Consider the following 24,841-nt stretch of genomic DNA (forward strand, 5'->3'; position numbering starts at 1 on the left):
GGGATCATTGCAATAGTTTCAAGCCTGTTAATAAAATCATTTTATCAGGTTATACTCCCTTTCATCAATAGAACTAAACATAGGTTTTTTTATGATCCAACAACATGCTGATTTCTCTGAATTTAAAACGATTGGCTTGATCGCTAAAACACAACATGAAAAAGCAACACAAACGTTATTAACACTGTGCCATTTCCTAGAAGAAAAAGGGATCACGGTAATAATAGATCAACGCAATACAAACGATGTGGATTTAGGGCATCTACAAAGCTGTGATCTTGTCGGTATTGGTGAACGTTGCGATCTTGCCATTGTGATCGGTGGTGATGGCTATATGCTAGGTGCTGCACGGGTCCTTTCTCGCTTTGACATTGCCGTCATCGGGGTAAACCGTGGTAATCTTGGTTTTTTAACCGATCTTGACCCTGAACATTTTGAAGGCCCTTTAACCGAAGTCCTAAAAGGTAATTATCTTGTTGAAGAGCGATTTTTGTTAGCGGCGGAAGTGCACAGACACGGCCACTTAAAAAGTCGAAATACAGCCGTGAATGAGGTCGTATTACATCCGGATAAAATTGCGCACATGATTGATTTTGAAGTTTATGTTGATGATGACTTTATGCTCAATCAGCGCGCTGACGGCCTGATCGTGTCAACGCCTACTGGCTCCACCGCCTATTCTCTTTCCGGAGGCGGACCTATATTAACCCCCAACATAGATGCGATTAGTTTATTACCTATGTTTCCACATACGCTTAATAGTCGCCCTATCGTCATTGATGCAAACAGCACGGTACGTCTAAAAATAGCGCAAACGAATAAAAGTGAAATGCAAATTAGTTGCGATAGCCATGTTAATTTGTCTGTTTTACCCGGTGATGAGGTCTTCATTCACAAAACAACACATAAGTTAAAATTAGTACACCCTAAAGATTACAATTATTTTCACGTACTGCAAAATAAATTAGGCTGGGGAAATAAATTATTTTAAAACCTTTACTGTTTAAAAAAACAGTATTACACTGTTCATACAAACAGTATTTGGGGTGACATATGTTAAATCAATTAACAGTACAAAATTTTGCCATTGTGCAATTTTTAACATTAGAATTTAAACGTGGCATGACAACCATCACCGGCGAAACCGGCGCAGGTAAATCGATTGCGATTGATGCGCTTGGTCTTTGCCTTGGTGAGCGTGCCGATGCAAATATGGTGCGCAATGGTAATGAAAAAGCAGAAATAAGTGCACATTTTACGCTACAAGACACCCCACACGCACAACAATGGCTCATTAATAATGATCTCGAAAATGAAGATGACGTTAATGAGTGTCTACTGCGCCGTACTATTAATAAAGAAGGACGATCGCGCGCTTATATTAACGCGACGCCAGTACCCCTCTCTCAGCTTAAAAGTTTAGGGCAACTCTTAGTTAATATCCATGGGCAACATGCGCATCAAAGCTTATTAAAAAGTGATGTTCAACTCTCTATTTTAGATGAATATGCAGATCACAATACGCTATTACAAAAAGTAAAAGATACTTACCAAGGTTGGCATTTTTTAAATAAACAATTACAACAACAGCGTTTAAACCAACAAGAAAAACAGGCTCGTCAGCAATTACTTGAATATCAAATTGAAGAACTCGATGCCTTCTCTTTGAGCCAAGGCGAATTTGAACAAATTGAAGAAGAGCATAAACGTCTTGCCAACAGTGGCGCCTTAATAGAAACCTGTCAAAAAGGCTTAAATCAACTTTGTGATAATGATGACGTCGATGTCTTAAGTTTATTACGCAGTAGCGTCTGTGCATTAGAAAAACATGCCGATGCGAATAAAAATTTAGAAAATATCGTAACGAGCTTACAAGAAGCACTGATCCAAGTTGAAGATGCAACCTATGATCTGCGTCACTTCAATGAAAATATAGAAGAAGATCCCGAACGATTTATTCAATTAGAAGAGCGTATGAGTGAAGCCCTGTCGCTGTCCAGAAAGCATCAAGTACCGGCCCAGCAACTTTATATACAACACCAAAAATTAAATAAAGAATTTAAACAACTTAATAGTAATGAGCAGCAAATTCAACAACTCGAAGAAGCACGTCAAAAAGCTCAGGATAATTATGCAAAACATGCGAAAAAACTAAGCCTTAGCCGTATACGTTACGCCAAAGAGCTTGGCCAAAAAATCAGCGCAAGTATTCAACAATTAAACATGCAAGACGGTGTTTTTTACATCGCATTAAATCAAAATGAAACACAAAGCATAAACCCTTTAGGTCTTGATAGTATTGAATTTCAGGTTAAAACCAATGCCGGACAAGTATTACAAAATTTAGCGAAAGTTGCCTCAGGTGGCGAACTTTCACGTATTGGTCTGGCGATGCAAGTCATTATTAGCCAACGCGTTGCTATCCCAACCTTAATTTTCGATGAAGTTGATGCAGGGATCAGTGGCGCAACCGCCTCTGTCGTCGGTAAACTATTACGACGCCTTGGTGAAAAAACACAAATATTATGTGTCACACACCTTCCGCAAGTTGCCGGTAATGGACATCAACAAATGTTTGTTGAAAAAAACAGCAAAGGCAATACAACTAATACCACGATGGTAAGCCTCAATAAAACGCAACGCATCAAAGAACTTGCACGTTTACTGGGGGCCGATAATATCACCGAGCGTACCCTTGCCAATGCACAAGAGTTATTAGTAGAAGCATAAAAGACATCAAGTTTGGCGTTGTCATTTGTATACCCTTTTCATTGATTTCAACACCAAAGTGGTATTCTAGCTAGCACCCAAAAGGGCAAGCGGCTTGTTGATACATTTTGAAGTATCACGGGTACACAGCACTTTATGACATCACAAATACACAAATGGGAAAAGATAAGTTAAACTCGTTTAATTTATCGGTTTAATATCTTGTGTTGAAACAATTTGTAGTGCCCTTATTTCTTTTATTATTGCTGAGCAGTTGTGCGCAACAACCTCGCGTGGTCGATACTACGACAAACAGCAACATCCCTTGGTCAATACACCAACAACGACTCAACGCATTAACACAATGGCAATTTAGCGGTAAGCTTGCCGTACTATCCCCCACTGAGCGCCATAGTTTTAATATACACTGGCAACAATCTGAGCAAACCTTAAAAATATCCTTAACCAACTTTTTAGGAATGCGCGTCCTAAGCATTAGTAAAAATGCACAACTGACTACCGTTATTGATGCGAAAGGGAATAAATACAGTGATCCAAATGCAGATATGCTTGTGCACTCTTTATCTGGACTCGATATCCCTATCGCCTTATTACAGCAATGGATAAAAGGTAACCCAGTTCAAGCCACATACTTACTTGATAGGCATCAGCGTGTTGCGCAGTTGACACAAAAAGAGGCAATAACAAGTCGTTGGTCAATACAATATACGGATTATCGCGCAACAAGCGGACTGATGTTACCTTATAAATTAGCGTTACAACGACAAGATATTCGTTTGAAGTTTGCAATTAATCAATGGAATATCATCCCCTGATAGCTTTATATAAATAGCTATTTTGATAGCAATGCTATTGACCAAAAACAATATTAATTCGGTGTGCCCTGTGAATACCAAAGGAATTAATGAAGTTTTCATGTATTGCGCAGGAAAAATTAACACTAGCAAGGCATGAGTTGTAGGAGATAGTTGTTCTCACTTCAAAACTCACAACGCAGGGTGGGATAATTTCAACAAGCAAGACGGGTAACCTTTTTAGTTCCTTTGGTATAACTCCTCTTTTTATCGGGCACTTGAGGGGACGTCCGTACAATTTCGGTTCTAACAAACACCCTAAGGGCAAGCTCAATTTAACTCATTACTAATGTCGATGTGTCGTTATAAAACATCAATATAGCGTCGCTACGTTTCCAATTTCATGCCGATAATCTAAGCCCAATTTGGCTTGCTGATTTTGTATCTTGAAGTATCATAGAGCTAAACTCATTATTAGCGCCTATAAATAGGCCCATAAAAAGAGCATCGTCCATGAAAATGACAAGCATCTGCTGGCCAGCCCCTGCAAAACTTAATCTTTTTTTATATATTAATAAGCAACGTGATGATGGCTATCATGAATTACAGACGCTTTTTCAATTTATTGATCGCTGCGATCATCTCACTCTTAGTCCTAACCTTTCAGGCATTATCAGTCTTTCTCCCTGTATTGAAGGTCTCAAAAAAGAAGATAACTTAATTTATAAAGCGGCAATGTTATTAAAGGAATTTTGCCCAGATGATTACGGCGTACACATTGATTTACTTAAAAATTTACCGATGGGAGGAGGACTCGGAGGAGGATCATCAGATGCTGCGACCACCCTTGTCGCTTTAAATTACCACTGGGAACTTAACTTAAGTAAACAAAAATTAGCAAAAATAGGGCTTAGTTTAGGCGCTGACGTGCCTATCTTTATTCACGGTAAAGCGGCCGTTGCAGAGGGTGTAGGTGAAAAGTTACAAGATGTTTACCCCCGAGAGGATCATTATCTCGTCGCCGTACCCGATTGTCATGTTTCGACTGCAACTGTTTTTAACGATCCCCATTTACCCAGACATCGCGCAAAACAAGCGATCACAGAGTTAATGACGCAAATTTGGCATAATGATTGTGAGCCTTGTGTAAAAAATAACTACCCTAAGGTTGCCAAGGTTATACAGTGGTTGGTAGAATATGCTCCGACTCGGCTAACAGGAACTGGCGCTTGTGCTTTTAGCACCTTTGCAACAGCTCTCGAGGCACGTCTTATACAGAAAAAAGCACCACCTTGGTTAAACGTTTTTGTTTGTAAAGGACTCAACCGTTCACCACTTGATCTTTTTTTATCAAAATTAAAGTAATAATATCGTATTGAAAATATAAATGTTATTTAGCATGTTGCTACTTAACACCAACTCTCAGGATTACAGAGGTCCTCACAGTGCCAAATATGAAACTATTTGCAGGTAACGCGACACCCCAACTAGCACAAAAAATTGCTGATCGTCTTTTCATTAAACTAGGAAGCGCAGAAGTCGGGCGTTTTAGTGATGGAGAGATCCATGTGCAAATTAATGAAAATGTACGTGGTGATGATATTTTTATCGTCCAATCAACGTGTGCTCCTACAAACGATAACTTGATGGAATTAATTGTCATGATTGATGCGATGCGTCGTGCATCAGCTGGACGTATTACTGCTGTTATTCCTTATTTCGGTTACGCCCGTCAAGATCGCCGAGTGCGTTCAAGTCGTGTTCCTATCACAGCAAAAGTGGTTGCAGATTTCTTATCTAATGTCGGTGTAGATCGCGTTTTAACGGTAGATTTACATGCAGAGCAAATTCAAGGTTTCTTTGATGTACCTGTTGATAATGTGTTTGGTAGTTCTGTATTACTTGAAGATATGCTTTCTAAAAACTTAGACAATCCAATGATCGTATCGCCTGATATTGGTGGTGTTGTTCGTGCTCGTGCACATGCAAAATTATTAAATGATGCTGATCTTGCTATTATTGATAAACGTCGTCCACGTGCAAATGTTGCACAAGTGATGCATTTAATTGGTGATGTTGAAGGACGTAATTGTATTATTGTTGATGATATGATTGATACCGGTGGCACATTATGCCAAGCTGCCATTGCACTTAAAGAGCGTGGTGCACTTTCTGTTTATGCTTATGCAACCCATGCGGTTTTCTCTGGAAAAGCTGCGGAAAACATTACTAACTCAGTTATTGATGAATTCATTGTTACCGATTCTATTCCTCTTTCTGAAGCAATCATTGCAACAGGAAAAGTAAAACAACTGACATTAAGTGGCATGTTAGCAGAAGCTATTCGCCGTGTTAGTAATGAAGAATCTATCTCTGCCATGTTCCATTACTAAAAGAAATAACAGAAATAAAGCTTAATTAAGGGTTTATTTCTGGTTTTCATTTGAACAAATTAAGAGGGTGCGTTATTATGGCGCGCCTTTTTTATATGCAGAGCTGTTTTTTTTTGCATAGGTGGTTTTATCTGGTCGCAAGATAAAATCTATTTTACATTTGAGATGGCATTTAAGCCTCTCTTTATTGGAGTTACATCATGTCTATTAAATTAGTTGCACAAACCCGTACAGACCTTGGGAAAGGTGCGAGCCGCCGCCTTCGTCACGCGGAATTAGTACCAGGTATCGTATACGGTATCGGAAAAGATCCAATCTCTCTTACGTTTGAACAGAAAGAACTGCGTAAAATTGAATCAGTTGAAGCTTTCTACTCATCTATTCTTGATTTAGAAATTGATGGAACAGTAGAAAAAGTAGTACTTAAAGCATTACAACGTCATGCATTTAAAGAGCAAATCCAACATTTAGATCTTTTACGTGTTGATGCGTCTCATAAACTACAAACAACTATTCCACTACATTTTATCAATGCTGATACAAATGAAGCTTTAAAAGCAGGTGGCGTTCTGACTCAAATCATGAATGAAGTTTCTATTAGTTGTTTACCAACTGATCTTCCTGCGTTCATCACTGCAGATCTTGCTAACTTAGAAATGGGTACTTCATTACACATCTCTGATCTAGTACTTCCTAAAGGTGTTGAATCAGTTGAGCTTATTAAAGGTACTGAATACGATCGCTCTATTGCATCTATCAGCGCTTCTAAAGAAAAAGCTGAAGTAACTGACGAAGCAGAAGTAGCAACAGCAGAGTAATCGTGTCTACAACGATTAAATTGCTTGTGGGCCTGGCTAATCCAGGCCCCGAATATGAAAATACCAGACACAATGCAGGACAGCGCTTTCTCAATCAGCTCGTTTCTCAAGAAAATGTTCACCTAAAAGCAGAAGCAAAATTTTATGGCTTAACGGGCCGTATCCAGTTTGCAGGTAATGATTTACGTCTTCTTGTTCCCACCACGTTTATGAACCTCAGTGGTAAATCTGTTGCCGCTATGGCAAATTTTTATCGTATAAAACCAGAAGAGATCCTCATCGCACATGATGAACTTGATCTACCTCCTGGTATCGCAAAATTTAAACTCGGTGGTGGTCATGGTGGCCATAATGGATTAAGAGATATTATTAGTCAGCTTGGTAATAATAAGAATTTTTATCGTCTGCGTATTGGCATTGGTCACCCCGGTGATCGCAACAGAGTCAGTGGTTTTGTACTAGGCAAAGCATCTAGAACGGAGCAAGACCTGATTGACCAAAGTATCGATGAGGCGGCGCGTTGTACCCTTATATTAGGGCAAGATGGCTTAGCTAAAGCGATGAATCGCTTACACAGTTTTAAAGCACAATAAATTAATAAGGTACATAGTATGGGTTTCAAATGTGGCATTGTCGGCTTACCAAATGTAGGTAAATCAACTCTTTTTAATGCACTGACTAAAGCGGGTATTGAAGCCGCTAACTTTCCTTTTTGTACGATTGAGCCTAATACAGGGATCGTACCCGTTCCAGATCCTCGCTTAGATAAATTAGCTGCCATCGTTAATCCACAACGCGTATTACCGACTACTATGGAATTTGTTGATATTGCAGGCCTCGTTGAAGGTGCATCTAAAGGTGAAGGTTTAGGTAATAAATTCTTAGCAAACATTCGTGAAACGGATGCGATTGGTCATGTTGTTCGCTGTTTTGAAGATGAGAATATTGTCCATGTTTCGGGTAAAATTGACCCAAGAGATGATATTGAAATTATTAATACCGAGCTTGCTCTTGCCGATTTAGAAAGCTGTGATCGTAGTCTTTTACGCGTATTTAAAAAAGCCAAAGGTGGTGATAAAGACGCTAAGATTGAGCTTCCTGTTTTAGAAAAAATCAAAGCGCATCTCGAAAATGATGGCATGGTACGTAGCCTTGGTTTAAACGAAGATGAACTTGCGAGTGTTTCTTACCTTAACTTCTTAACCGGCAAACCTACTATGTATATTGCCAATGTTGCAGAAGATGGTTTTGAAAACAATCCTTATTTAGATATCGTGCGTGAAATTGCAGCAGCTGAAAATGCCGTTGTGGTTCCCGTTTGTGCCTCTATTGAGTCTGATATCTCTGAATTAGATGAAGAAGACAAAGCCGAATTCTTAGAAGCGATTGGCCAAAAAGAAACAGGGCTTAACCGCTTGATCTACAGTGGTTACCAATTATTACATCTACAAACGTACTTTACTGCAGGCGTAAAAGAAGTACGCGCATGGACAGTAAAAATCGGCGCAACCGCACCACAAGCAGCCGGTGTTATTCATACTGATTTTGAGCGTGGCTTTATTCGTGCTGAGATTATTGGTTTTGATGATTTTGTGGAGTTTCAAGGTGAAGCTGGCGCAAAAGAAGCTGGTAAATGGCGTTTAGAAGGGAAAAAATACATAACCCAAGATGGTGATGTTATCCACTTCCGCTTTAATGTTTAAACATTAAACGATCGTAAAAAAATAGAAATAAAAAAGGCAACTCAGGTTGCCTTTTTTATTATGAACGCTAAATTTTCACACCTAACTTACGAAATTAATGCGTATACAGACCATCCGAGTAAGCTAAAGAGCGTCTCTTTACCTAATTTACCTTGTAAGGCATCAAGACACTGCTTTGTTTTGGCACGGCCTTGTTGTGGCGCATTCACCGAGGTGATCAAAAATTTAATGCAGTTTTTAAATTTAGGTTGTAAAAAAGCGGTTTCCCATGTTTGCGCCGTTTTGAGCGCATCGGATAGATCGAGTTGCCCTAATATATACTGGTAAACCTGCCCTTGAAAGGCTTCTGTCATCGCTTCTTTACTCGGCACAATACGTTGCACCCCTCCGCGAGAAAGTCCAGTATATTTAGCAATTGACCCGTAAGTTATTGCTTCCCAGCCTTTTTCCATAAAAATGTCAACGATAGCTTGATGGATCCGCTGCTCTGTTAACAATGCTTGCTGTTGTGAATTCTTAGCCATTTTTTATTCCATTAATTTATCTATAATATTCAATTATCAAATATGACACGGCGAAGACTACACTGCATTTTTAATAAGTCAAAGTAATAAAAGAAACAATGCCTTAGTTATTCTTACAGATTTTAACCTTAACCCCCTTCGCTTTTAATAAGCGTAAAGTTTGCGCGTCAGATGCCTCGTCCGTTATCAATAAATTTAATTTATTACTCTCACAGACTTTATAAGTCCCCATCTTTCCTAGTTTTACCGCCGAGCCTAATACAACAACCAGCTCCGATTGTGCAATAATGATAGCCAGTGTTTCGGCTTCATCAAGATGATTGATACTTAACCCTTGGCTAGGATGCAGTGCACAAATACCTAAAAAGCAACTATCAAAATGGATTTTTCGTAACATCGCATTGGTGGTAGCCCCTAACGTCATCACTGAAGGTTTAAATATTTTCCCTCCTAATAATATTAATTCAATATTATTATGATGCATCAATTTTATCGCCACCAGAGGGCTTGGCGTCACCACCGTAAAATTAAAATCGGTGGGTAAATTCATTGCCAACTGTAAACATGTTGTACCTGAATCAAGTAAAATGGTTTGTCCTTCTTTAATAAAAGGGATTGCAGCCAATGCCACCCGTTTTTTTAAAGGATCTATTTCATCTTGGCGCTCTCTATATTCATCAAAGGTTTGTTGCAAAGGTAGCGCTCCACCATGCACTCTACGTAAGCGTTCCTTTTTATCTAACAATTTTAAATCACGACGAATAGTATCTTCCGACACCTCTAAGAGACCACTTAATTCATTGGCATAAACGCGCCCAAACTGGCTCAGTAGCTCTAATATTTTATGATGTCTTTCTTGCTGTAACATTGCTGACCTTTCACCTTGTTTTTATTTTATTTTACGTGATTTAAAGACAATATGTATATATTAATATCCGGTGCACTGCCCACTGCAAAAATCTTAAACACGAAAAAAAGAACATGATCATATTCAGCATTATAAACATGCTACGTACAGCACAGCATAAGTATGCTAACTTTATTATAACACAGCTTAAAGTATATTGTATTTCTCGAGATATTCCCAAATATATATACCACACCCACCCTTTGCCTTTGATAAAAAAGAGAAAAACATGGATGAATTTGAAAAAATGCAACAAGGCTTAAACTATGATCCCCTCGCCCCTGAATTTGAAATATTACGCGATAGCGCCTTTGGCTTATTACAAAAAATAAACCAATGCCGCTTCACTCAAGCAAAACCTTATTACGTAAAACTATTAAAGCATCTTGGTGAAAACACTGTGATCTCGACGCCTTTCTTCTGTGAATACGGGGTGACTATCAGCATAGGTAACAATAGTTTTATAAATATGGGCGCTACTTTTCTTGATAACGCACCGATTAATATTGGCAATTATGTTCTTATTGGTCCCAATGCCCAATTTTATACGCCGACACACCCGTTAGATCATCAGCGTCGCCGGCAATGGGAGATAAATTGCCTGCCCATCGTTGTTAGTGATGATGTTTGGATTGGGGGTAATGTATGTATCTGCCAAGGCGTACATATCGGCGCACGTGCGATTATTGCAGCGGGCTCGGTGGTTACCCGCGATGTGCCAGCAGACACCCTTGTAGGGGGCTCTCCTGCAAAATTTATTAAACGCTTAGATTAGGGGCTCTAAACTGCAAAATATACGATGCTCATTATGCGCTTAAGTTTATGCTAAGAATAAACTCAAGCGCATAAAATATTGATTTAGCTTTCACGAGGAATAAATTTATATTGAGAGTCAAGCTTACTGTAGCCCGCGCCAGTGCCTTTATGCACTTGTATTTGATGGTTAATACGCTCTTTTAAAGCGCTTACATGAGAGATGATACCGATAAGTTTCCCCGTAGAATTTAAACGCTCCAATGCATTTAATGCAATATCAAGTGTATTTTCATCTAACGTGCCAAAGCCTTCATCTAAAAATAGTGATTCTATTCGCGTTTTATGACTGACTAAATTCGACAATGCGAGCGCCAATCCTAAACTGACTAAAAAGCTTTCACCACCAGAGAGAGTACGCACATCCCGGATACTATTAGCTTGCCAACAATCGATCACTTGCAATGCTAATTTTTCGTCACTATTCCGTTTTAACTGATAACGAGGATCCAAATTGGCCATCTCTTGATTGGCTAAATAAACTAAATTATCGAGCGTTAAACCTTGCGCAAACTCTCTAAATTTACTCCCATCTGCCTGCCCTATCAGTTTATTTAATAGTTCCCACTCTAATGCATTTTCTTGACTTAATTGTCGTTTAATCTGTAGTTCACCTTGTTTCTCGGTGTTTATATCATCCGTTCTTTGCAATGTTTTCTTACTAATTAACGTTTCATTTATTAGCGTTTCTTGGGAATTAAACGTCTCTTTTTGATGTATTAATTGCGTCATGTCGTCCGCTATTAATTGTTTTTCCTGGTGCATTAGAATTTCATGCTCCAGACTTTTCCTCTGCGTATTCTTTGCTAATAACTGATCGCTATGTTGTGTATGTTGTGATTGTAAACGCGAAAGTTCCTCTTCATCTAACAAGGCAACTTTAAAGTCATCAATCGTACTAAAAACACTGTTTAACAGTTTATTTTCAAGTGTGCTTTGTGCCTCTTTTTGCGCCGTTTTTAGTAACGGTTGCGTGGATAACAATTGCGTATAGGCACCTTGTGTCCCCTCTAATTTAATGCTCAACTGAGTAACATTCTCACTGGAAACATCAAAAGAAGCCTGTACTTGTGCATATTGATTTTCATATTCAAGCTGTAATTGTTGATGCGTCTGCACGCCAAAGCCTTGCACTCGTGTATTTTCCAATTGGTTTTTCGTCTCTTTAAATTTCTCTAATTCAACCTGTGTCGACACCGTTATAATATGATATTGCTCAGTTTGTTGACTTTGTAATTGCACACTATGCTCTGCATCTTTTAACGTTTGAGTGTTGTTGTTTTGTTTTATTAACAGATTTTCAACTTGACCCGCTATCTTTTGCTGCTTGTCCCACCAAATTACCGGCGCTTTAAATAATGCATCTAACTGCGTTTTATCTGTCACTATGCTCTGAATATTGGTTTTAAGGTTTTCCATTTCTCGATTTAGTACATCAAGTTGTAACGCAACTTGATGTACTTTCTCATCCAACCCTTGTTGTAGTGTGAATGTTACCTGCCAACGCCCCTGCGCTTCATTCGCCTTTGCTAAATTGCGCTCTTTTTCTTTTATTAGCGGTTGGCGCTGTTCATCTATCTCTTGTAAACGCGTTATTTGCGCTGTCAATTGTTGCATCTGCGCCGTTTGTATCGAGAGTTTCTCTGTTAAAAGAGTACTGGTTGTTACTTGATAACTTATATTTTCTGCATTTACATAAGGACTTAACAGCCAGTTTTTTTGCGCCTCTTGTATTTTCTGTTGTAATTGTTGCAGTTGATCCATTAACGCCTGTAAGTAATTTTTTGATCCTTGTATCTGCCCTTTTAATTGATCATACTCCCCGCGTTTAGTCTGTAACGCCTCATCTTTATGTTTAAAACGTTGCTCTGTGGCCGATCTATCTAAAGGCACTAATAAAGATCCGATAGCAGGATGTTCAAGCGCACCACACAAAGGGCAAGGTTGATGTGCTTTTAGCTCTAATTGCAATTGCTGTAAACTGCGTAATGCATTGTCTTGCTGCAATAATAAGCTTAAATCGGAGGCCTCTCTATTAAGCGTTTTCCCCTGGGCTTCTAAGCTCTCTAATTGCGTGTTATCTGCGTGTAACTGCGCTTCGAGAGTGTGGATCTCTTGGCGTCGATCTAACTCTGCCTGCATCAGCACATCTACATTTATTGTAAGCTGTTGTAATTTTTGTAAGTTATCTTTTTGCTGATGCAAAGTGCTCAGTTGTTCTCGCGCCAAAGCCATAGAGCCCGAATCTAATGAGGTTAATATATTTTCTTGTTGAAGATCTATCTCGTCTAATTTTTTTAATACCGTTTTATATTGCTGCTCAGAGGCAATCTGCAATGCTTTTTGTTGCTTTTGGTTTGCCTCTACTTGCACCTTCTCTTCTTGTATTTCTGACTGTGTTTTTTGGGCGCATTGTAACTGCAAGAGGTGCTGCTCATACGTTGTCAACAAATGTCCCATTGTCCCCATGTCGCGTTGCTCAATCGAACTATCTTGCAACATGTCTAATTGCACTTTAATATTTTGCAATCCTTGTTGTTGCACCTCAAGCGCCGTTTCTTTTTGGTGCATGAGTTGTAATGCTTGCTGATACTCACTTTCTCTTTGCTGATTTAAACGCGTTTTATCTTGTACATCGAGAGTCATCGTTTGCAGTTTTGCATCCATCGGGATCAACTCTTGGGTTAAACATTGCATTTTTTGATGCCGTGTTTGTTTCGCTTTTGCTAACAAACTTACCCAGCGTTGTAACTCTTGTTGGCTTTGCGTTACTTGAACCTGTAACACATCAACTTTGTCTTTTTGTATGCCACTTTGTAGCTCATTATCATCAAACAATTGTCGCTGCGTCTTTAATTTAACAAAACTAGGTTGCAGGCGTAATGCTTGCTGAGCGTTTTCTATTTTTAATACCTGCACAGAAAATGATTGTAGCGCTTGCTCTGCCGTTTTTAATTGGGTGAGAATATCCTCTAATTTTTCCTGCAACCGGCCCTCTTCATGTTTCCACAATACGGCATTATTTGTGGCTTCAATGCGCAGTAACAACTGCTCTTTTTGGGAGTGTAAAAGTGCGATATCCTCTTCTAATTGTACTTTTTCTGGGCCAGTTAACCTGTCTATTAACTCCGATTGTTGTGCCAGCAACGTAAATTCAGCTTGTACTTCTTTATTACGTTCAAAAATATGCTTGGATATTTGAGCGTAAATTTCTGTTCCCGTTAACTCTTCTAACAATTCAGCGCGATCTTTAGGCGTTGCATTTAAAAAAGCCGCAAAACCTCCTTGGGCTAATAACATCGATTTGGTAAAACGAGAAAAATCTAATCCTGTTAGCTCAACCACCTGCTTTAATACATCACTACTTTTACTGGCTAATACCTTGCCTGATTGCTCTGCGAGCTCACATGTTGGTGCTTGTAATTTACCAGAGCCTTTTTTACGCGCTCGATTTTGCCCCCAAAAAACGCGGTAGGCTTTATCTTTAACACTAAATTCAACCTCCGCCAGACAACTGCCCTCTCCGCGCGTCATCAATTCATTTTTTGCTTGTGTTAATTTATCTAAACGCGGCGTTTGTTGGTACAACGCCAAACAAAGCGCATCTAATATCGTGCTTTTACCGGCTCCGGTTTGGCCTGTTATAACAAATAAACCATTTTCAATAAAAGCGGCACTTTGAAAGTCTATTTTCCAGTGTCCTTTTAACGAATTTAAATTTTCAAATCTTAGTGATAATATTTTCATGATTTAGTCTCAAGATCAGCACATGCTTGCGCAAAAAGTACTTCTAACTTTAATTTCTGAGTCTCATCTAAATTATCTTGCGCATCGAGACGATGCACAAAAAGCTCTTGCGGTGTTAATGTTTCTAAAGTGTCTATGTGCTGCGTCTGCCACTGCTTATTTTCATTGATCATCGGCGCGCTTATTTTTAAAATTTCTAAGGTGCTACCTTCTACTAAATCATTAAGCTGAGTTTGTACATCCGATAAATAAAGCCTATCTTTTAATTTTATCTCCAGCCAGATCGTCACCTTAGGTGTTGCTTCTTTTAATGTTTGTAACTGCTGCTTAATCGATTCTAAATCGCCACTGATAACTTGCAGTTTTTGTGTACACGGAATATCTAACGCGCGTACATCTAATGATTTGTTCAATTCAAATTGCACCATTAATACTTTTTTAGTCTGCTTACTTTCATCAAAACTAAGCGCAATGGGTGAGCCACAATATTGTATATGCTCATTATTTTGTACCTTTTGAGGCCGGTGCAAATGCCCTAGCGCAATATAATCAAACTTTGGAAACAACGAGGCAGGAAAGGCGCTTAATGTGCCAATATAAATTTCACGTACGGAGTCTGAAACCGCGCAACCGAGCGCCGTTAAATGCCCAGTTGCAACAATGGGTAATGAGCCATCATGATCTTTGGCTAATTGGTATATCTTTTGATAGGTTGATTGTATTGCCCGCTGCAAATTCATTTGTTTTTGATCTGCTGAAAGGCCAAATTCGCTATGTACCAGATCGCTGGCCCGTAAGAAAGGTAATGCGCAGACAAGCATCGCATCTTGCTGTTGTTTATCTTTTAAGACGATCAAATGATCGCTTAGATCCTCACTAAGACCTGCTAACACCGAAACATTTAAACATTGTAATAAATTCTTACTTTCGTTTAAGACGGCGACACTGTCATGGTTACCCGAAACGATAATTAACTGAGTACAGCCCGTACGTTGTAATTTCACTATAAAATCACTGTACAACTTTCGAGCATAAGAAGGCGGTGATGTACTATCGAAAATATCTCCCGCTACGATCACTGCATCGACTCCCTCACTAGAAACCGTCTCTATGAGCCAATTTAAAAAGCTAAGGTGCTCACTTTGCCTGCTTTTCATCATAAAGTACTGACCTAAATGCCAATCTGAAGTGTGTAGTATTTTCACGATCGCTCTCTTTTTGCTATTTATGTTTTTTTATACAGTAAGTGTAACTTTTTCTCTTACTGAAAACTGTTTTAAAGAAATGTTTGCCTAAAATAAAATCAAGTTGATTAGCAAACAAGCAAATAAAACAATTTTTACGAATTTTAAGAGAAACTAGTTGACGACAATCACTGTAATCCGCATAATGCGCCCCATCGAAACGGAGATTGGTTAAACAATTTTAGGTTCGATTTTAAGTAAATGGCTACATAGCTCAGCTGGTTAGAGCACATCACTCATAATGATGGGGTCCCAAGTTCAAATCTCGGTGTAGCCACCATTTACTTTATGCGGAAGTGGCGGAATTGGTAGACGCGCTAGATTTAGGTTCTAGTATCGTAAGATGTGAGAGTTCAAGTCTCTCTTTCCGCACCATTTTTATCTTAGATAAAAATGGTGATATATCAGAAAATAATCTAAATAGTTGATTATATGATGATAAGCAGAGATAATAACTCTTAAACATATTATTGGGATATCGCCAAGCGGTAAGGCACCGGGTTTTGATCTCGGCATTCAGAGGTTCAAATCCTCTTATCCCAGCCAAATTCACTGTTTTGCTTTTAGCAAAAGAGTAATACTTGAAGAAGTTTAAACTTAGCGCGTAACGCTTTAAAATTACAGAGACAATGACTCTTAAAAACATTAGAGAAAATAACTCTTAAACATATTATTGGGATATCGCCAAGCGGTAAGGCACCGGGTTTTGATCTCGGCATTCAGAGGTTCAAATCCTCTTATCCCAGCCATGCGGAAGTGGCGGAATTGGTAGACGCGCTAGATTTAGGTTCTAGTATCGTAAGATGTGAGAGTTCAAGTCTCTCTTTCCGCACCATTCTTAGTTTAACTAAGAAGAAAGAACCCGTTAAATCTGGTTTTTTTGTTTAAGTAAATGGCTACATAGCTCAGCTGGTTAGAGCACATCACTCATAATGATGGGGTCCCAAGTTCAAATCTCGGTGTAGCCACCATTACTTAGCTTGAAGAAGTTTAAACTTAGCGCGTAACGCTTTAAAATTACAGAGACAATGACTCTTAAAACATTAGAGAAAATAACTCTTAAACATATTATTGGATATCAACAAATAGTCGGCACTGTAGATTTTAATATAGGATCTCGGTAGATTAAATGATGATAACCAGAGAAAATAACTCTTAAAAATATTGTTGGATATCAACAAATAGTCAGCACTGTAGATTTTAATATAGGATCTCGGTAGATTAAATGATGATAACCAGAGAAAATAACTCTTAAACATATTATTGGGATATCGCCAAGCGGTAAGGCACCGGGTTTTGATCTCGGCATTCAGAGGTTCAAATCCTCTTATCCCAGCCATGCGGAAGTGGCGGAATTGGTAGACGCGCTAGATTTAGGTTCTAGTATCGTAAGATGTGAGAGTTCAAGTCTCTCTTTCCGCACCATTCTTAGTTTACTAAGAAGAATTAACCAGCTGAGGCTGGTTTTTTTATGCCTGTCATAAAATATCTCAGCGCATAACAGTTGCTATACTCCTATGCTTCAGGTGCAATATAAGCAAACCAAATTGGCTTAGCTTGTCTGCATAATATTGAAGATAAAAACATTTATGCAATAATGATGCAAGAGAATATAAATCGCACCGAGTTTAGTGACGACCAGTAGACCTTTAATACGAGACGTATTTATGATTTTAGATAAAGAATGGCGGATTTTAACTATTGGAGATGGCGATCTTTCCTTTTCGGCTTCTTTGCAAAAACATTTCTCTCCTCGAGCATTAACGGCAAGCGTTTATGATCCTCTCTCGATCATGACCCGAAAATACAATGACACCTTTTATCAATACTTAAAAAATGAGAAGATTCAAACTTTATTTGATTTTAATGTCTGCGATAAAAAAACGTGGGGAGATTTAAAACAACACAGTTTCGATGTCGTTATTTTTCAATTTCCGTTAGTCCCCGCCTTTCAAAATTTTGATGAATATAAAGCGCACGCCAAAAACAGTAATATCAATGTCTTAAATCGGCGCCTTTTACGTCAATTTTTACTTAACTCATTTAAATACTTTTTAGATGAGAAGGGTCAACAATTGTGTTTTATTACCTCTAAAGATGTTAAACCTTACCGGCAGTGGAATATTGAAAGCGCATTACACATGCACACTAATATTCATTATTTAGGCTCTATCGCTTTTGATATTAATAAATTTCCCGGTTATAAAATTCGTAATGTAGATAGAGATAAACATGTTCGTGATACAAGAGGTGAAACTTATATGTGGAGCCTACAAAAGAAGCACACATTAAGTTCACAGTTGCATAAACTGCCTTATCATGGCGAGAATTTTTGTGCTATTTGCCGTGCGGGTCCCTTTAGCACCGAAAATGATAAACAGGTGCACCAAGCGTCAAAAAAACACTTACAAATGCTAGATTTTGAGCAAGCTTGGCTAAAAGAGATAAATAAAAATTAGGCTGTTTTTAATCTTTTTATATTTAAGAGTAATTTTTTTTGCCCTTGGCTACATTATTTACGAAAATAGCCCATGTCTCAAAGAACAACTTTACTCACCAACCAAGCTCAAAAAAATGCAACAGTCGCCCATTAACAAATAGCTAACACATAACCCCTTGTTCTGCAACATACCTCTGACTTAAAAGTTCATTTTACACACAAAAAATAGAGAAATATTAAGCAATTACATAAAAAAAACCCTTTTCTATGTAATTTAATTTATAATATTTATGTAGGTATTAAATAAGGAAATTAGTATGCCGTCTACATCGAGTCAATCCCAAGGATTATTGTTATTTAAACTTTCTCAATTACAGAGTTTTGCCATTGGTACATTAAAAATTCAAGAGCTTGTTCCCTATCAAGCGCTAACTAAAGTACCAAACTCCAGCCATAATATTATTGGTGTGACACATATTCGCGGTAAAACAGTGCCTATCATTGATATGGCAGCCTCTGTGGGTTACCACGCAATACCAAGTGATGAATATAAAGATTGCACCATTATTATTACAGATTGTAGTCGTCAGCATGTTGGTTTTTTAGTGCGTAAAATAGAGCGCATTATTGCCTGTAATTGGAAAGAAATTGAGCCACCACCAAATAGTCTCGGAAATAAAACCTATATTACTGGTGTGACTAAATTTGAGGATACAATGATACAGTTACTCGATATCGAGTTATTATTATCAGAGATATACCCAAGTGAAGATGAAGCACGCGTTGAAATCACCGCCATCGAAAAAGGACTACTACAGCATTCTCGCATTCTATTAGTCGACGACTCTGCCGTGGCGCGCCATCAATTAGAAAACGCATTAACACGCATCGATGTGCCCTTTCAAGTCTGTAAAAATGGAGATGATGCTTTAGAAGTAATGAAAGCGGCAGCCGAAGCTGAAGAGCCCTTTGATATTCTCGTCAGTGATATTGAAATGCCAGGACTCGATGGCTATGAACTCACTTTTGAAGTACGTAGTGCCAAAGAAATAGCACATGCTTATATTATTTTACATACTTCCCTATCGAGTGAAATGAGTATCGACAGAGCAAGTCAAGTCGGCGCAAATGATGCACTTACCAAGTTTGAAGCGCAAGCCCTAGTAGATGCAATGCTTAAAGGCACTAAACAAGCATAAAAATCCCAAAAGAGAGAAGTAAAATGGCCCCACTTTACTTCTCTAACACCACACGTCAGTCAATATAGAACAATGAGAATTTTTTCTATACCTCGATTAGTTGGAAATACTGTCAAAAAGAGACAGATTCCCCACTTTCTCTTTCGGAGAACAGGGTTTAATGACCAAAAAAAGTGCTTAACGATAAAAGCCCTCCCTTTAATCAGAGACCTGAACTTAATCTGACTAAGGCGAGAAGAAAATGAGACATTGATCCTTAATTTATCAAACTTTTATATGATCTCGCTGTAAAAATGGAATATTAAATAAATCAAAATGACTAAGATTTGGAAATATAGATAAAATATCAGCGTCAGAAAGTCCTAACCACTGACACAAAGATGCATGTACTTGATCCGCTGCAATACCAGGAATGACACGACCGTTATTATAATCATCTTCACTCTTGGGTTTTAAATCCGGCCAATTCCCATAGGCTTTATTACCATGAAGATCCCCACCAACAACAATTTGATGGCCACCCCAACCATGATCGGTTCCTGATGCATTTGCTTGTATACGCCGTCCAAAATCAGACATTGTGATACTCACAACTTGTTCATTAAGACCTGAACTTTCCATATCATGATTAAATTCAACCAAGCCGTCGGCTAATTCAGCTAATAATGATCCATGTGTTTTCTGTTGATTTTTATGAGTGTCAAAACCATTCATACCAACAAAAAACACCTGTCGAGACTGCCCAAGATCGCCTTGTGCTTTTATTAATCGACTTACCATATTAAGTTGCTTCGATAATTTTGTATTAGAATATTGACTATTACTTGGATATTTAATTAATATTTTTTTCATTCGCTCATTTTCATCCAGACTATCAATCATTTTATGCGCATAATTTCTCATATAAAGGTTGTCATATTGACGTTCTGAAAAATTAAAAAACAACCCATTTAGTCGTACTTCATCATTAAGTGCACTATAATTACCAGCCCCCTTGGAGCTTACAATCGTTTGCTGTAAGTGTTTACTGCGTAATAATTTTTTTTCATTGGATATCGAAATAAGAGGTGATAAATCACTTTTTACAGAAATAATATCAAACATTTTACCAACCCAACCATACTTACTATTTAAATTAGTCGCCCCAGATTGCCACATTTCTTGTTGTGAATTATGCGCCATTAATAAATCGGGTAGTTTTACCAACGAATGGTCTATTAATGATTTTGATGTTGGAGACAGTAATTGCCCTGAATTAATAAGAACGGTTGCATGGCCCTTTTCAAATAGAGGTAGCAAAGACTTCATTTCATGATGTATACCAATATTAATATTATTCTCAGAGTTTAATCCTGTCGGTAAAATTTCATTTTCTTTTAATCCTAAATGAGGCCGTCTAGCTAAATAGTCCGTATAAGCGGATGTCTCCACGCTAGGCACTAGCATATTATATGAGTCATTCCCGCCATATAAAAAAACGCATACAAGCGCTTTATGACCTGTTATTTTATTTTTATCTGACGACAATAGTGATGCGGCAATACTTTGTGATGAAAATGAGGCCATACTAGAAACGCCTAATAAACCAGTACTCTTTAAAAAACGACGACGAGATAATTTCATTATTGATTTTACTCCTGGCAGAAAAACTCTGGTGATGTGCATGCAACATAAATCGTACATAAGAAACGACGTTCATACTGAGTAGAAGGTATTTGTGTGACTAACATATCAATTAAATAATCATATAATTCAGATGACATTAAGCCTGCATATAGACGTTCATTGAGCAAGTCTACATAGGCATAAATATCTTTTTTTATTAATGTCATAAACTCTGATTTGTCCCAATTCCATTGGTTTTCTTCGGTTAAATGAGAGGCGACAATATTGCTCCATATTCTATTGTGCAGACGGCGTATTATATCTGTCGTTAACAAAGAAAATTCGGGTGCCGTTAAAGATAGATCAGAAATTTCACCTTGAGGGGCATCACTAGGAGAGTAAAAATTAAATACACTTTTTGATCTAAGTGGCGCTTGGCCTAAATTCCCTTCGGTACCTTGAAAATTCCACCAACGAAGACTAACCGATTTCATATTCAGGCTTCTTACTTGATTGCTTATCACTAAAATAGGCTCTTTCAATAAACCAAAATTATGTTTATCGCTATTATTGCCTTTGCCTGCATTATCAGCAATACCATTAAAAACATCATCTTCAGTAAGTACCGCTTTTAAAGTAGCTTGTAAATCGCCACGGACTCCTTTTCCATTGTTTTTAAATACCTTTGCAACTTTAGATATATAACTCCCTCTAGGATTACTTGTAACAAAACGCTTAATAAGTAATGTGGCAAATGTAATGGGAGTATTTGGATGTTTAAAAATAACATCAAGAGCTTGGGATAAGTCTTCATATGCATTTTGGCCATCAGAAAAATGCTCCCCCAATATTAATTTACTGCCTGTATCATGCACTTTTTCATTTGCTTTCATCGGTTGATAACCATCAACTTTTTGCCATCCTGTTAATGCTCTCGCGAGCTCTTCCACATCATTTTGACTATAAGATGGAATGTAATTACCGTGTTCATTTAATTCTGGCGTTCCGTTACCTGCCAGTTTCCACAAACCAATAGAGAATAATTGCATGACTTCACGCGCATAATTTTCATCAGGGTTACTATTTTTATTAGGATCGTATTTTTCACTTCCATCGAGGGTCAAGTAGCTCCCCATTACAGGGTTTAGCGTGATCTCTTCTAATAAATCACGGTAATTACCAAAAGAATTTTTTAGTAAAATATCATAATAATACGCAAGTTCATCATCATAAATACCCACAGAATACTTAGAAACCACAAATATTTGACTCAGTGCGTAAGCCATACGTTGACGTAATTGGTCCGGAGCTTGAATTGCTCTTTCCCACCATGCTCCAAGGCGAGTATTACCATCGATTTTACTGTTAGATAAATCAGCAAATTCTTGAGCCTTATAGCGGTGATAAGAAATTCCAGCAGAGTACTGTTGTGAAAACCAAGCATTAAATCCAATATTTTGTAATTGATTCACATCACCTTGTTTAGGGCCAAATGTACCTCGATATAAAAATTTTGCACATTGTTTTCGATCCTTACTAAAAATATCAATATTAGTCATTTTTACCTCTTATAATGAAGTAGTCGTGTTTCCATTGCTAAATTAGATACCCATACAAAATATGTAATTTACTGTTACAGACGGTATAGCGTAGAACAAAATGTTATTTTTCATATTAAGTTTTTCACATTTTAATAACGACTTTCTTCTCTCGCCTCTTTCAAAAAACATGTTCAATAAATTGATGTCGATTTTAAAACAGCCTTTTTTAAGTTTTTATTAACTATAAATTTTGATATATCAATATATTGGATCGCATAAAACATTGACTAATACATATCAAAAATATTACACACAGACAAAACGAGAGTAACCACAAAAAAAACATGACGACGATTTAATCTTATATAGGGACTCAAATAAATATGATTTAATCAGTAACGTTAAAAATACAAATGTTTTTTTACGCTTTAAATACGAAGGGATTTGAATTAGAGCTGAATATAACTTAATGTAAATGGAGAAAATAAAAATATACTTTAAATGCAGATAAAGGTTACATTACCCCCTACCTATTGTGAGCTAAGGAGCCAGTATGGCACATACCCTTTATTCTTTTCGTCGATGCCCTTATGCCATGAGAGCAAGACTTGCCATCAGCATCAGCCAGCAACAGGTGCATTTACGAGAGATAGTATTAAAAGACAAACCCAATGAAATGCTCCTCATATCACCTAAAGGTAGCGTGCCCGTTTTACAAACGGCAAGCGGTGAGGTTTTAGATGAAAGTTTAGATATTATGATATGGGCACTCGAACAACACGATCCCAATAAATGGCTAGAAGGTGATTTAGTTGGCATGCTTAATTTGATTGATGAAAATGATATCGATTTTAAATATTGGCTAGATAAATATAAATACGCCGTACGTTTCCCTGAATTTCCAAGTGAGCATTATAGAGACCAAGGTGAATTATTTTTAAATAAATTAGAACAACGACTTAATGCGCATACTCATCTTTTTGACAATCATACTAGATTAGCCGATATGGCTATCTTTCCTTTTATTCGGCAATGGGCAAGTGTTGATAAAGATTATTTTAAAAATAGTCCTTATCCTCGCATTAAAGATTGGTTAAATGCATTGATAAGCAATCCTCTTTTTAATAGCGTAATGCAAAAAAATCCTCTCTGGTTGAGTAATAACGAAGAGGTTTTATTTCCTTAAGCGCTTCTTAGTGTCTGCAGGTTTTAATTTATGACATACACTTGTGCTTATAAAAACAACCCTAAAAGAGATAGCAAGCATGGTAGCTAGCATTAAAAAATATCATTTAATAATGAGAATAATACACTGGAGCAGTGCTCTCATTATTTTTTCCTTATTTTTTTTAGGTTATTGGATGACTGAGCTTAGCTATTACAGTGCATGGTATACACGCGCGCCACATTGGCATAAATCCGTTGGCTTATGCCTTTTTGCATTAACGTTAATACGACTAGTTTATAAACGGTATTCGTTAACCCCCAAAATTTCAGGTAAAACATGGGAAATATATAGCGCTAAAACAGTGCATTTTCTTCTTTATTTGTTACTTTTTACTCTGTTTATTTCAGGCTACATGATAAGTAGCGCAGATGGACGTAGCATTGAAATTTTTAACTGGTTTGCATTACCAAGTTTGGGCTCTATGCTTAAAGGTCAAGCTGATGTTGCCGGTGTCTGGCACCAGTATATTGCTTACAGCCTTATCTCTTTAGCCGTATTGCATGGTCTCGCTGCATTAAAACATCACTTTTTAGATAAAGATAATACTCTTACCAAAATGTTATAAAGGATATAAAATGAAAAAAATACTGTTAAGTAGCGTTTTTTGTACACTGTTATTATTCATCAACCCCTCATTTGCCAGTGAATATAAAATAGATAGCAAAGGTGCACATGCCTCTATTAATTTTAAAATCAGTCATTTAGGATTTAGCTTTATCACCGGCCGTTTTAATACTTTTTCTGGCACTTTTAATTATGACAAGAATAAAATTGAAAATGCCAGTATAAAGGTAAAAATCGACACCAGTAGTATTAACAGTAACCATGCAGAGCGCGATAAACATATTCGTAGTAGCGACTTTATCAACGTCAAAAAATTCAATCAAGCCACTTTTGAAAGCACCAATATTAAAAAGGAAAAAGATGGCATGTTAAGCATTACCGGCAACTTTACTCTGCACGGTGTCACTAAAGAAATTCGCTTGGACGGACAATTTATTGGCGAAGGTAAAGATCCCTGGGGTGGTTACCGCGCAGGTTTTACAGCCTCTACGCGCCTCTATCTTAAAGACTTTAATATTAAGGTGCTTGGTAACAGTAATTATGTCGATATCGACTTAAATATTGAAGGTATACGCCAGTAAATATTATTGG

The 24,841-nt window shown here is 37.7% G+C and carries 20 protein-coding genes and 8 tRNA genes; 22 read left to right on the forward strand and 6 right to left on the reverse strand.

Translation table 11 applies throughout. The features are described 5' to 3' along the window. Positions 1-91 precede the first annotated feature (91 nt). The 8 genes from nadK (at position 92) to ychF (ending at position 8,438) form a co-directional block, all read left to right on the forward strand. Entirely contained in the window at positions 92-991 is a 900-nt protein-coding gene (gene nadK / locus PCNPT3_RS09125; RefSeq protein ID WP_015465591.1) for an NAD(+) kinase, read from the forward strand. 62 nt (positions 992-1,053) lie between these two features. Next, positions 1,054-2,730 (forward strand): DNA repair protein RecN, encoded by a 1,677-nt coding sequence (gene recN / locus PCNPT3_RS09130; protein WP_015465592.1) that lies wholly within the window; start codon positions 1,054-1,056, stop codon positions 2,728-2,730. 203 nt (positions 2,731-2,933) lie between these two features. Then, positions 2,934-3,545 carry a lipoprotein insertase outer membrane protein LolB gene (gene lolB / locus PCNPT3_RS09135; RefSeq protein WP_015465593.1) on the forward strand — a complete coding sequence of 204 codons (612 nt, stop codon included), beginning with the start codon at positions 2,934-2,936 and terminating at the stop codon, positions 3,543-3,545. Positions 3,546-4,037: 492 nt separating this feature from the next. After that, the gene (ispE, locus tag PCNPT3_RS09140) at positions 4,038-4,889 is read left to right on the forward strand and encodes a 4-(cytidine 5'-diphospho)-2-C-methyl-D-erythritol kinase (RefSeq protein WP_015465594.1); all 852 of its coding nucleotides are present in this window, start codon (positions 4,038-4,040) and stop codon (positions 4,887-4,889) included. 80 nt (positions 4,890-4,969) lie between these two features. Beyond that, complete coding sequence (locus tag PCNPT3_RS09145; RefSeq protein ID WP_015465595.1) at positions 4,970-5,917, forward strand: ribose-phosphate pyrophosphokinase; 948 nt, start codon at positions 4,970-4,972, stop codon at positions 5,915-5,917. Between the two features lie 200 nt (positions 5,918-6,117). After that, entirely contained in the window at positions 6,118-6,735 is a 618-nt protein-coding gene (locus tag PCNPT3_RS09150; RefSeq protein WP_015465596.1) for a 50S ribosomal protein L25/general stress protein Ctc, read from the forward strand. Between the two features lie 2 nt (positions 6,736-6,737). Beyond that, the gene (pth, locus tag PCNPT3_RS09155) at positions 6,738-7,328 is read left to right on the forward strand and encodes an aminoacyl-tRNA hydrolase (RefSeq protein ID WP_015465597.1); all 591 of its coding nucleotides are present in this window, start codon (positions 6,738-6,740) and stop codon (positions 7,326-7,328) included. 18 nt (positions 7,329-7,346) lie between these two features. Beyond that, positions 7,347-8,438: a redox-regulated ATPase YchF gene (gene ychF, locus PCNPT3_RS09160; protein WP_015465598.1), complete on the forward strand. Its 1,092-nt coding sequence runs from the start codon at positions 7,347-7,349 to the stop codon at positions 8,436-8,438. An 86-nt stretch (positions 8,439-8,524) separates the two neighbouring features. Here the strand turns inward: ychF and PCNPT3_RS09165 are convergent, their stop codons facing one another. Continuing rightward, positions 8,525-8,962 carry a TetR/AcrR family transcriptional regulator gene (locus PCNPT3_RS09165; RefSeq protein WP_015465599.1) on the reverse strand — a complete coding sequence of 146 codons (438 nt, stop codon included), beginning with the start codon at positions 8,960-8,962 and terminating at the stop codon, positions 8,525-8,527. Between the two features lie 103 nt (positions 8,963-9,065). Further along, positions 9,066-9,830 (reverse strand): DeoR/GlpR family DNA-binding transcription regulator, encoded by a 765-nt coding sequence (locus PCNPT3_RS09170; RefSeq protein WP_015465600.1) that lies wholly within the window; start codon positions 9,828-9,830, stop codon positions 9,066-9,068. A 268-nt stretch (positions 9,831-10,098) separates the two neighbouring features. On the opposite strand from PCNPT3_RS09170, the gene PCNPT3_RS09175 reads away from it, so the two are divergent. After that, entirely contained in the window at positions 10,099-10,644 is a 546-nt protein-coding gene (locus PCNPT3_RS09175) for a sugar O-acetyltransferase (RefSeq protein WP_015465601.1), read from the forward strand. A gap of 83 nt (positions 10,645-10,727) precedes the next feature. Here PCNPT3_RS09175 and PCNPT3_RS09180 read toward each other — a convergent pair whose 3' ends face one another. Further along, the gene (locus PCNPT3_RS09180; protein ID WP_015465602.1) at positions 10,728-14,429 is read right to left on the reverse strand and encodes an AAA family ATPase; all 3,702 of its coding nucleotides are present in this window, start codon (positions 14,427-14,429) and stop codon (positions 10,728-10,730) included. After that, positions 14,426-15,634, reverse strand: coding sequence for an exonuclease subunit SbcD (gene sbcD, locus PCNPT3_RS09185; protein WP_015465603.1), 1,209 nt, complete (start codon positions 15,632-15,634; stop codon positions 14,426-14,428). Before sbcD ends, PCNPT3_RS09180 begins: the two co-directional genes overlap by 4 nt. A gap of 242 nt (positions 15,635-15,876) precedes the next feature. Here sbcD and PCNPT3_RS09190 point away from each other — a divergent pair. From PCNPT3_RS09190 to PCNPT3_RS09235, 10 genes are all read left to right on the forward strand, one after another. Then, positions 15,877-15,953, forward strand: a tRNA-Met gene (locus PCNPT3_RS09190). 10 nt (positions 15,954-15,963) lie between these two features. Next, positions 15,964-16,048, forward strand: a tRNA-Leu gene (locus PCNPT3_RS09195). Between the two features lie 96 nt (positions 16,049-16,144). Beyond that, a tRNA-Gln gene (locus PCNPT3_RS09200) sits at positions 16,145-16,219 on the forward strand. Positions 16,220-16,347: 128 nt separating this feature from the next. Continuing rightward, positions 16,348-16,422, forward strand: a tRNA-Gln gene (locus tag PCNPT3_RS09205). A gap of 1 nt (position 16,423) precedes the next feature. Beyond that, positions 16,424-16,508, forward strand: a tRNA-Leu gene (locus PCNPT3_RS09210). A 59-nt stretch (positions 16,509-16,567) separates the two neighbouring features. Continuing rightward, positions 16,568-16,644: transfer RNA gene (locus PCNPT3_RS09215), tRNA-Met, on the forward strand. Between the two features lie 293 nt (positions 16,645-16,937). Next, a tRNA-Gln gene (locus tag PCNPT3_RS09220) sits at positions 16,938-17,012 on the forward strand. 1 nt (position 17,013) lies between these two features. Then, positions 17,014-17,098, forward strand: a tRNA-Leu gene (locus PCNPT3_RS09225). Between the two features lie 242 nt (positions 17,099-17,340). Beyond that, entirely contained in the window at positions 17,341-18,132 is a 792-nt protein-coding gene (locus PCNPT3_RS09230; RefSeq protein WP_015465604.1) for a class I SAM-dependent methyltransferase, read from the forward strand. A 298-nt stretch (positions 18,133-18,430) separates the two neighbouring features. Next, positions 18,431-19,312, forward strand: coding sequence for a chemotaxis protein (locus tag PCNPT3_RS09235; protein ID WP_015465605.1), 882 nt, complete (start codon positions 18,431-18,433; stop codon positions 19,310-19,312). 264 nt (positions 19,313-19,576) lie between these two features. On the opposite strand, the gene PCNPT3_RS09240 is transcribed toward PCNPT3_RS09235, so the two are convergent. Both PCNPT3_RS09240 and PCNPT3_RS09245 read right to left on the reverse strand, forming a co-directional pair. Next, positions 19,577-20,935: a DUF1501 domain-containing protein gene (locus PCNPT3_RS09240; protein WP_015465606.1), complete on the reverse strand. Its 1,359-nt coding sequence runs from the start codon at positions 20,933-20,935 to the stop codon at positions 19,577-19,579. An 8-nt stretch (positions 20,936-20,943) separates the two neighbouring features. Continuing rightward, complete coding sequence (locus PCNPT3_RS09245; RefSeq protein ID WP_015465607.1) at positions 20,944-22,476, reverse strand: DUF1800 domain-containing protein; 1,533 nt, start codon at positions 22,474-22,476, stop codon at positions 20,944-20,946. A gap of 535 nt (positions 22,477-23,011) precedes the next feature. Between PCNPT3_RS09245 and PCNPT3_RS09250 the strand changes: the two genes are divergently transcribed. From PCNPT3_RS09250 to PCNPT3_RS09260, 3 genes are all read left to right on the forward strand, one after another. Next, complete coding sequence (locus PCNPT3_RS09250) at positions 23,012-23,644, forward strand: glutathione S-transferase (RefSeq protein ID WP_015465608.1); 633 nt, start codon at positions 23,012-23,014, stop codon at positions 23,642-23,644. Between the two features lie 79 nt (positions 23,645-23,723). Beyond that, positions 23,724-24,251, forward strand: a complete 528-nt coding sequence (locus PCNPT3_RS09255) for a cytochrome b (RefSeq protein ID WP_015465609.1) — start codon at positions 23,724-23,726, stop codon at positions 24,249-24,251. Between the two features lie 10 nt (positions 24,252-24,261). Further along, on the forward strand, positions 24,262-24,831 hold the full coding sequence (locus tag PCNPT3_RS09260) for a YceI family protein (protein WP_015465610.1): 570 nt from the start codon (positions 24,262-24,264) through the stop codon (positions 24,829-24,831). Positions 24,832-24,841: the final 10 nt, after the last annotated feature.

This window comes from Psychromonas sp. CNPT3, from assembly GCF_000153405.2.
Taxonomy (GTDB): Bacteria; Pseudomonadota; Gammaproteobacteria; order Enterobacterales; family Psychromonadaceae; genus Psychromonas.

Bases quoted from the DNA above. Each gene is read 5' to 3' on its own strand.
- recN (WP_015465592.1), top strand. From the start codon at position 1,054: ATGTTAAATCAATTAACAGTACAAAATTTTGCCATTGTGCAATTTTTA.
- PCNPT3_RS09240 (WP_015465606.1), bottom strand. From the start codon at position 20,935: ATGAAATTATCTCGTCGTCGTTTTTTAAAGAGTACTGGTTTATTAGGC.
- ispE (WP_015465594.1), top strand. From the start codon at position 4,038: ATGAAAATGACAAGCATCTGCTGGCCAGCCCCTGCAAAACTTAATCTT.
- PCNPT3_RS09235 (WP_015465605.1), top strand. From the start codon at position 18,431: ATGCCGTCTACATCGAGTCAATCCCAAGGATTATTGTTATTTAAACTT.
- nadK (WP_015465591.1), top strand. From the start codon at position 92: ATGATCCAACAACATGCTGATTTCTCTGAATTTAAAACGATTGGCTTG.
- PCNPT3_RS09250 (WP_015465608.1), top strand. From the start codon at position 23,012: ATGGCACATACCCTTTATTCTTTTCGTCGATGCCCTTATGCCATGAGA.
- PCNPT3_RS09255 (WP_015465609.1), top strand. From the start codon at position 23,724: ATGGTAGCTAGCATTAAAAAATATCATTTAATAATGAGAATAATACAC.
- ychF (WP_015465598.1), top strand. From the start codon at position 7,347: ATGGGTTTCAAATGTGGCATTGTCGGCTTACCAAATGTAGGTAAATCA.
- PCNPT3_RS09165 (WP_015465599.1), bottom strand. From the start codon at position 8,962: ATGGCTAAGAATTCACAACAGCAAGCATTGTTAACAGAGCAGCGGATC.
- PCNPT3_RS09150 (WP_015465596.1), top strand. From the start codon at position 6,118: ATGTCTATTAAATTAGTTGCACAAACCCGTACAGACCTTGGGAAAGGT.
- PCNPT3_RS09180 (WP_015465602.1), bottom strand. From the start codon at position 14,429: ATGAAAATATTATCACTAAGATTTGAAAATTTAAATTCGTTAAAAGGA.
- PCNPT3_RS09170 (WP_015465600.1), bottom strand. From the start codon at position 9,830: ATGTTACAGCAAGAAAGACATCATAAAATATTAGAGCTACTGAGCCAG.
- PCNPT3_RS09230 (WP_015465604.1), top strand. From the start codon at position 17,341: ATGATTTTAGATAAAGAATGGCGGATTTTAACTATTGGAGATGGCGAT.
- PCNPT3_RS09245 (WP_015465607.1), bottom strand. From the start codon at position 22,476: ATGACTAATATTGATATTTTTAGTAAGGATCGAAAACAATGTGCAAAA.
- PCNPT3_RS09260 (WP_015465610.1), top strand. From the start codon at position 24,262: ATGAAAAAAATACTGTTAAGTAGCGTTTTTTGTACACTGTTATTATTC.
- PCNPT3_RS09175 (WP_015465601.1), top strand. From the start codon at position 10,099: ATGGATGAATTTGAAAAAATGCAACAAGGCTTAAACTATGATCCCCTC.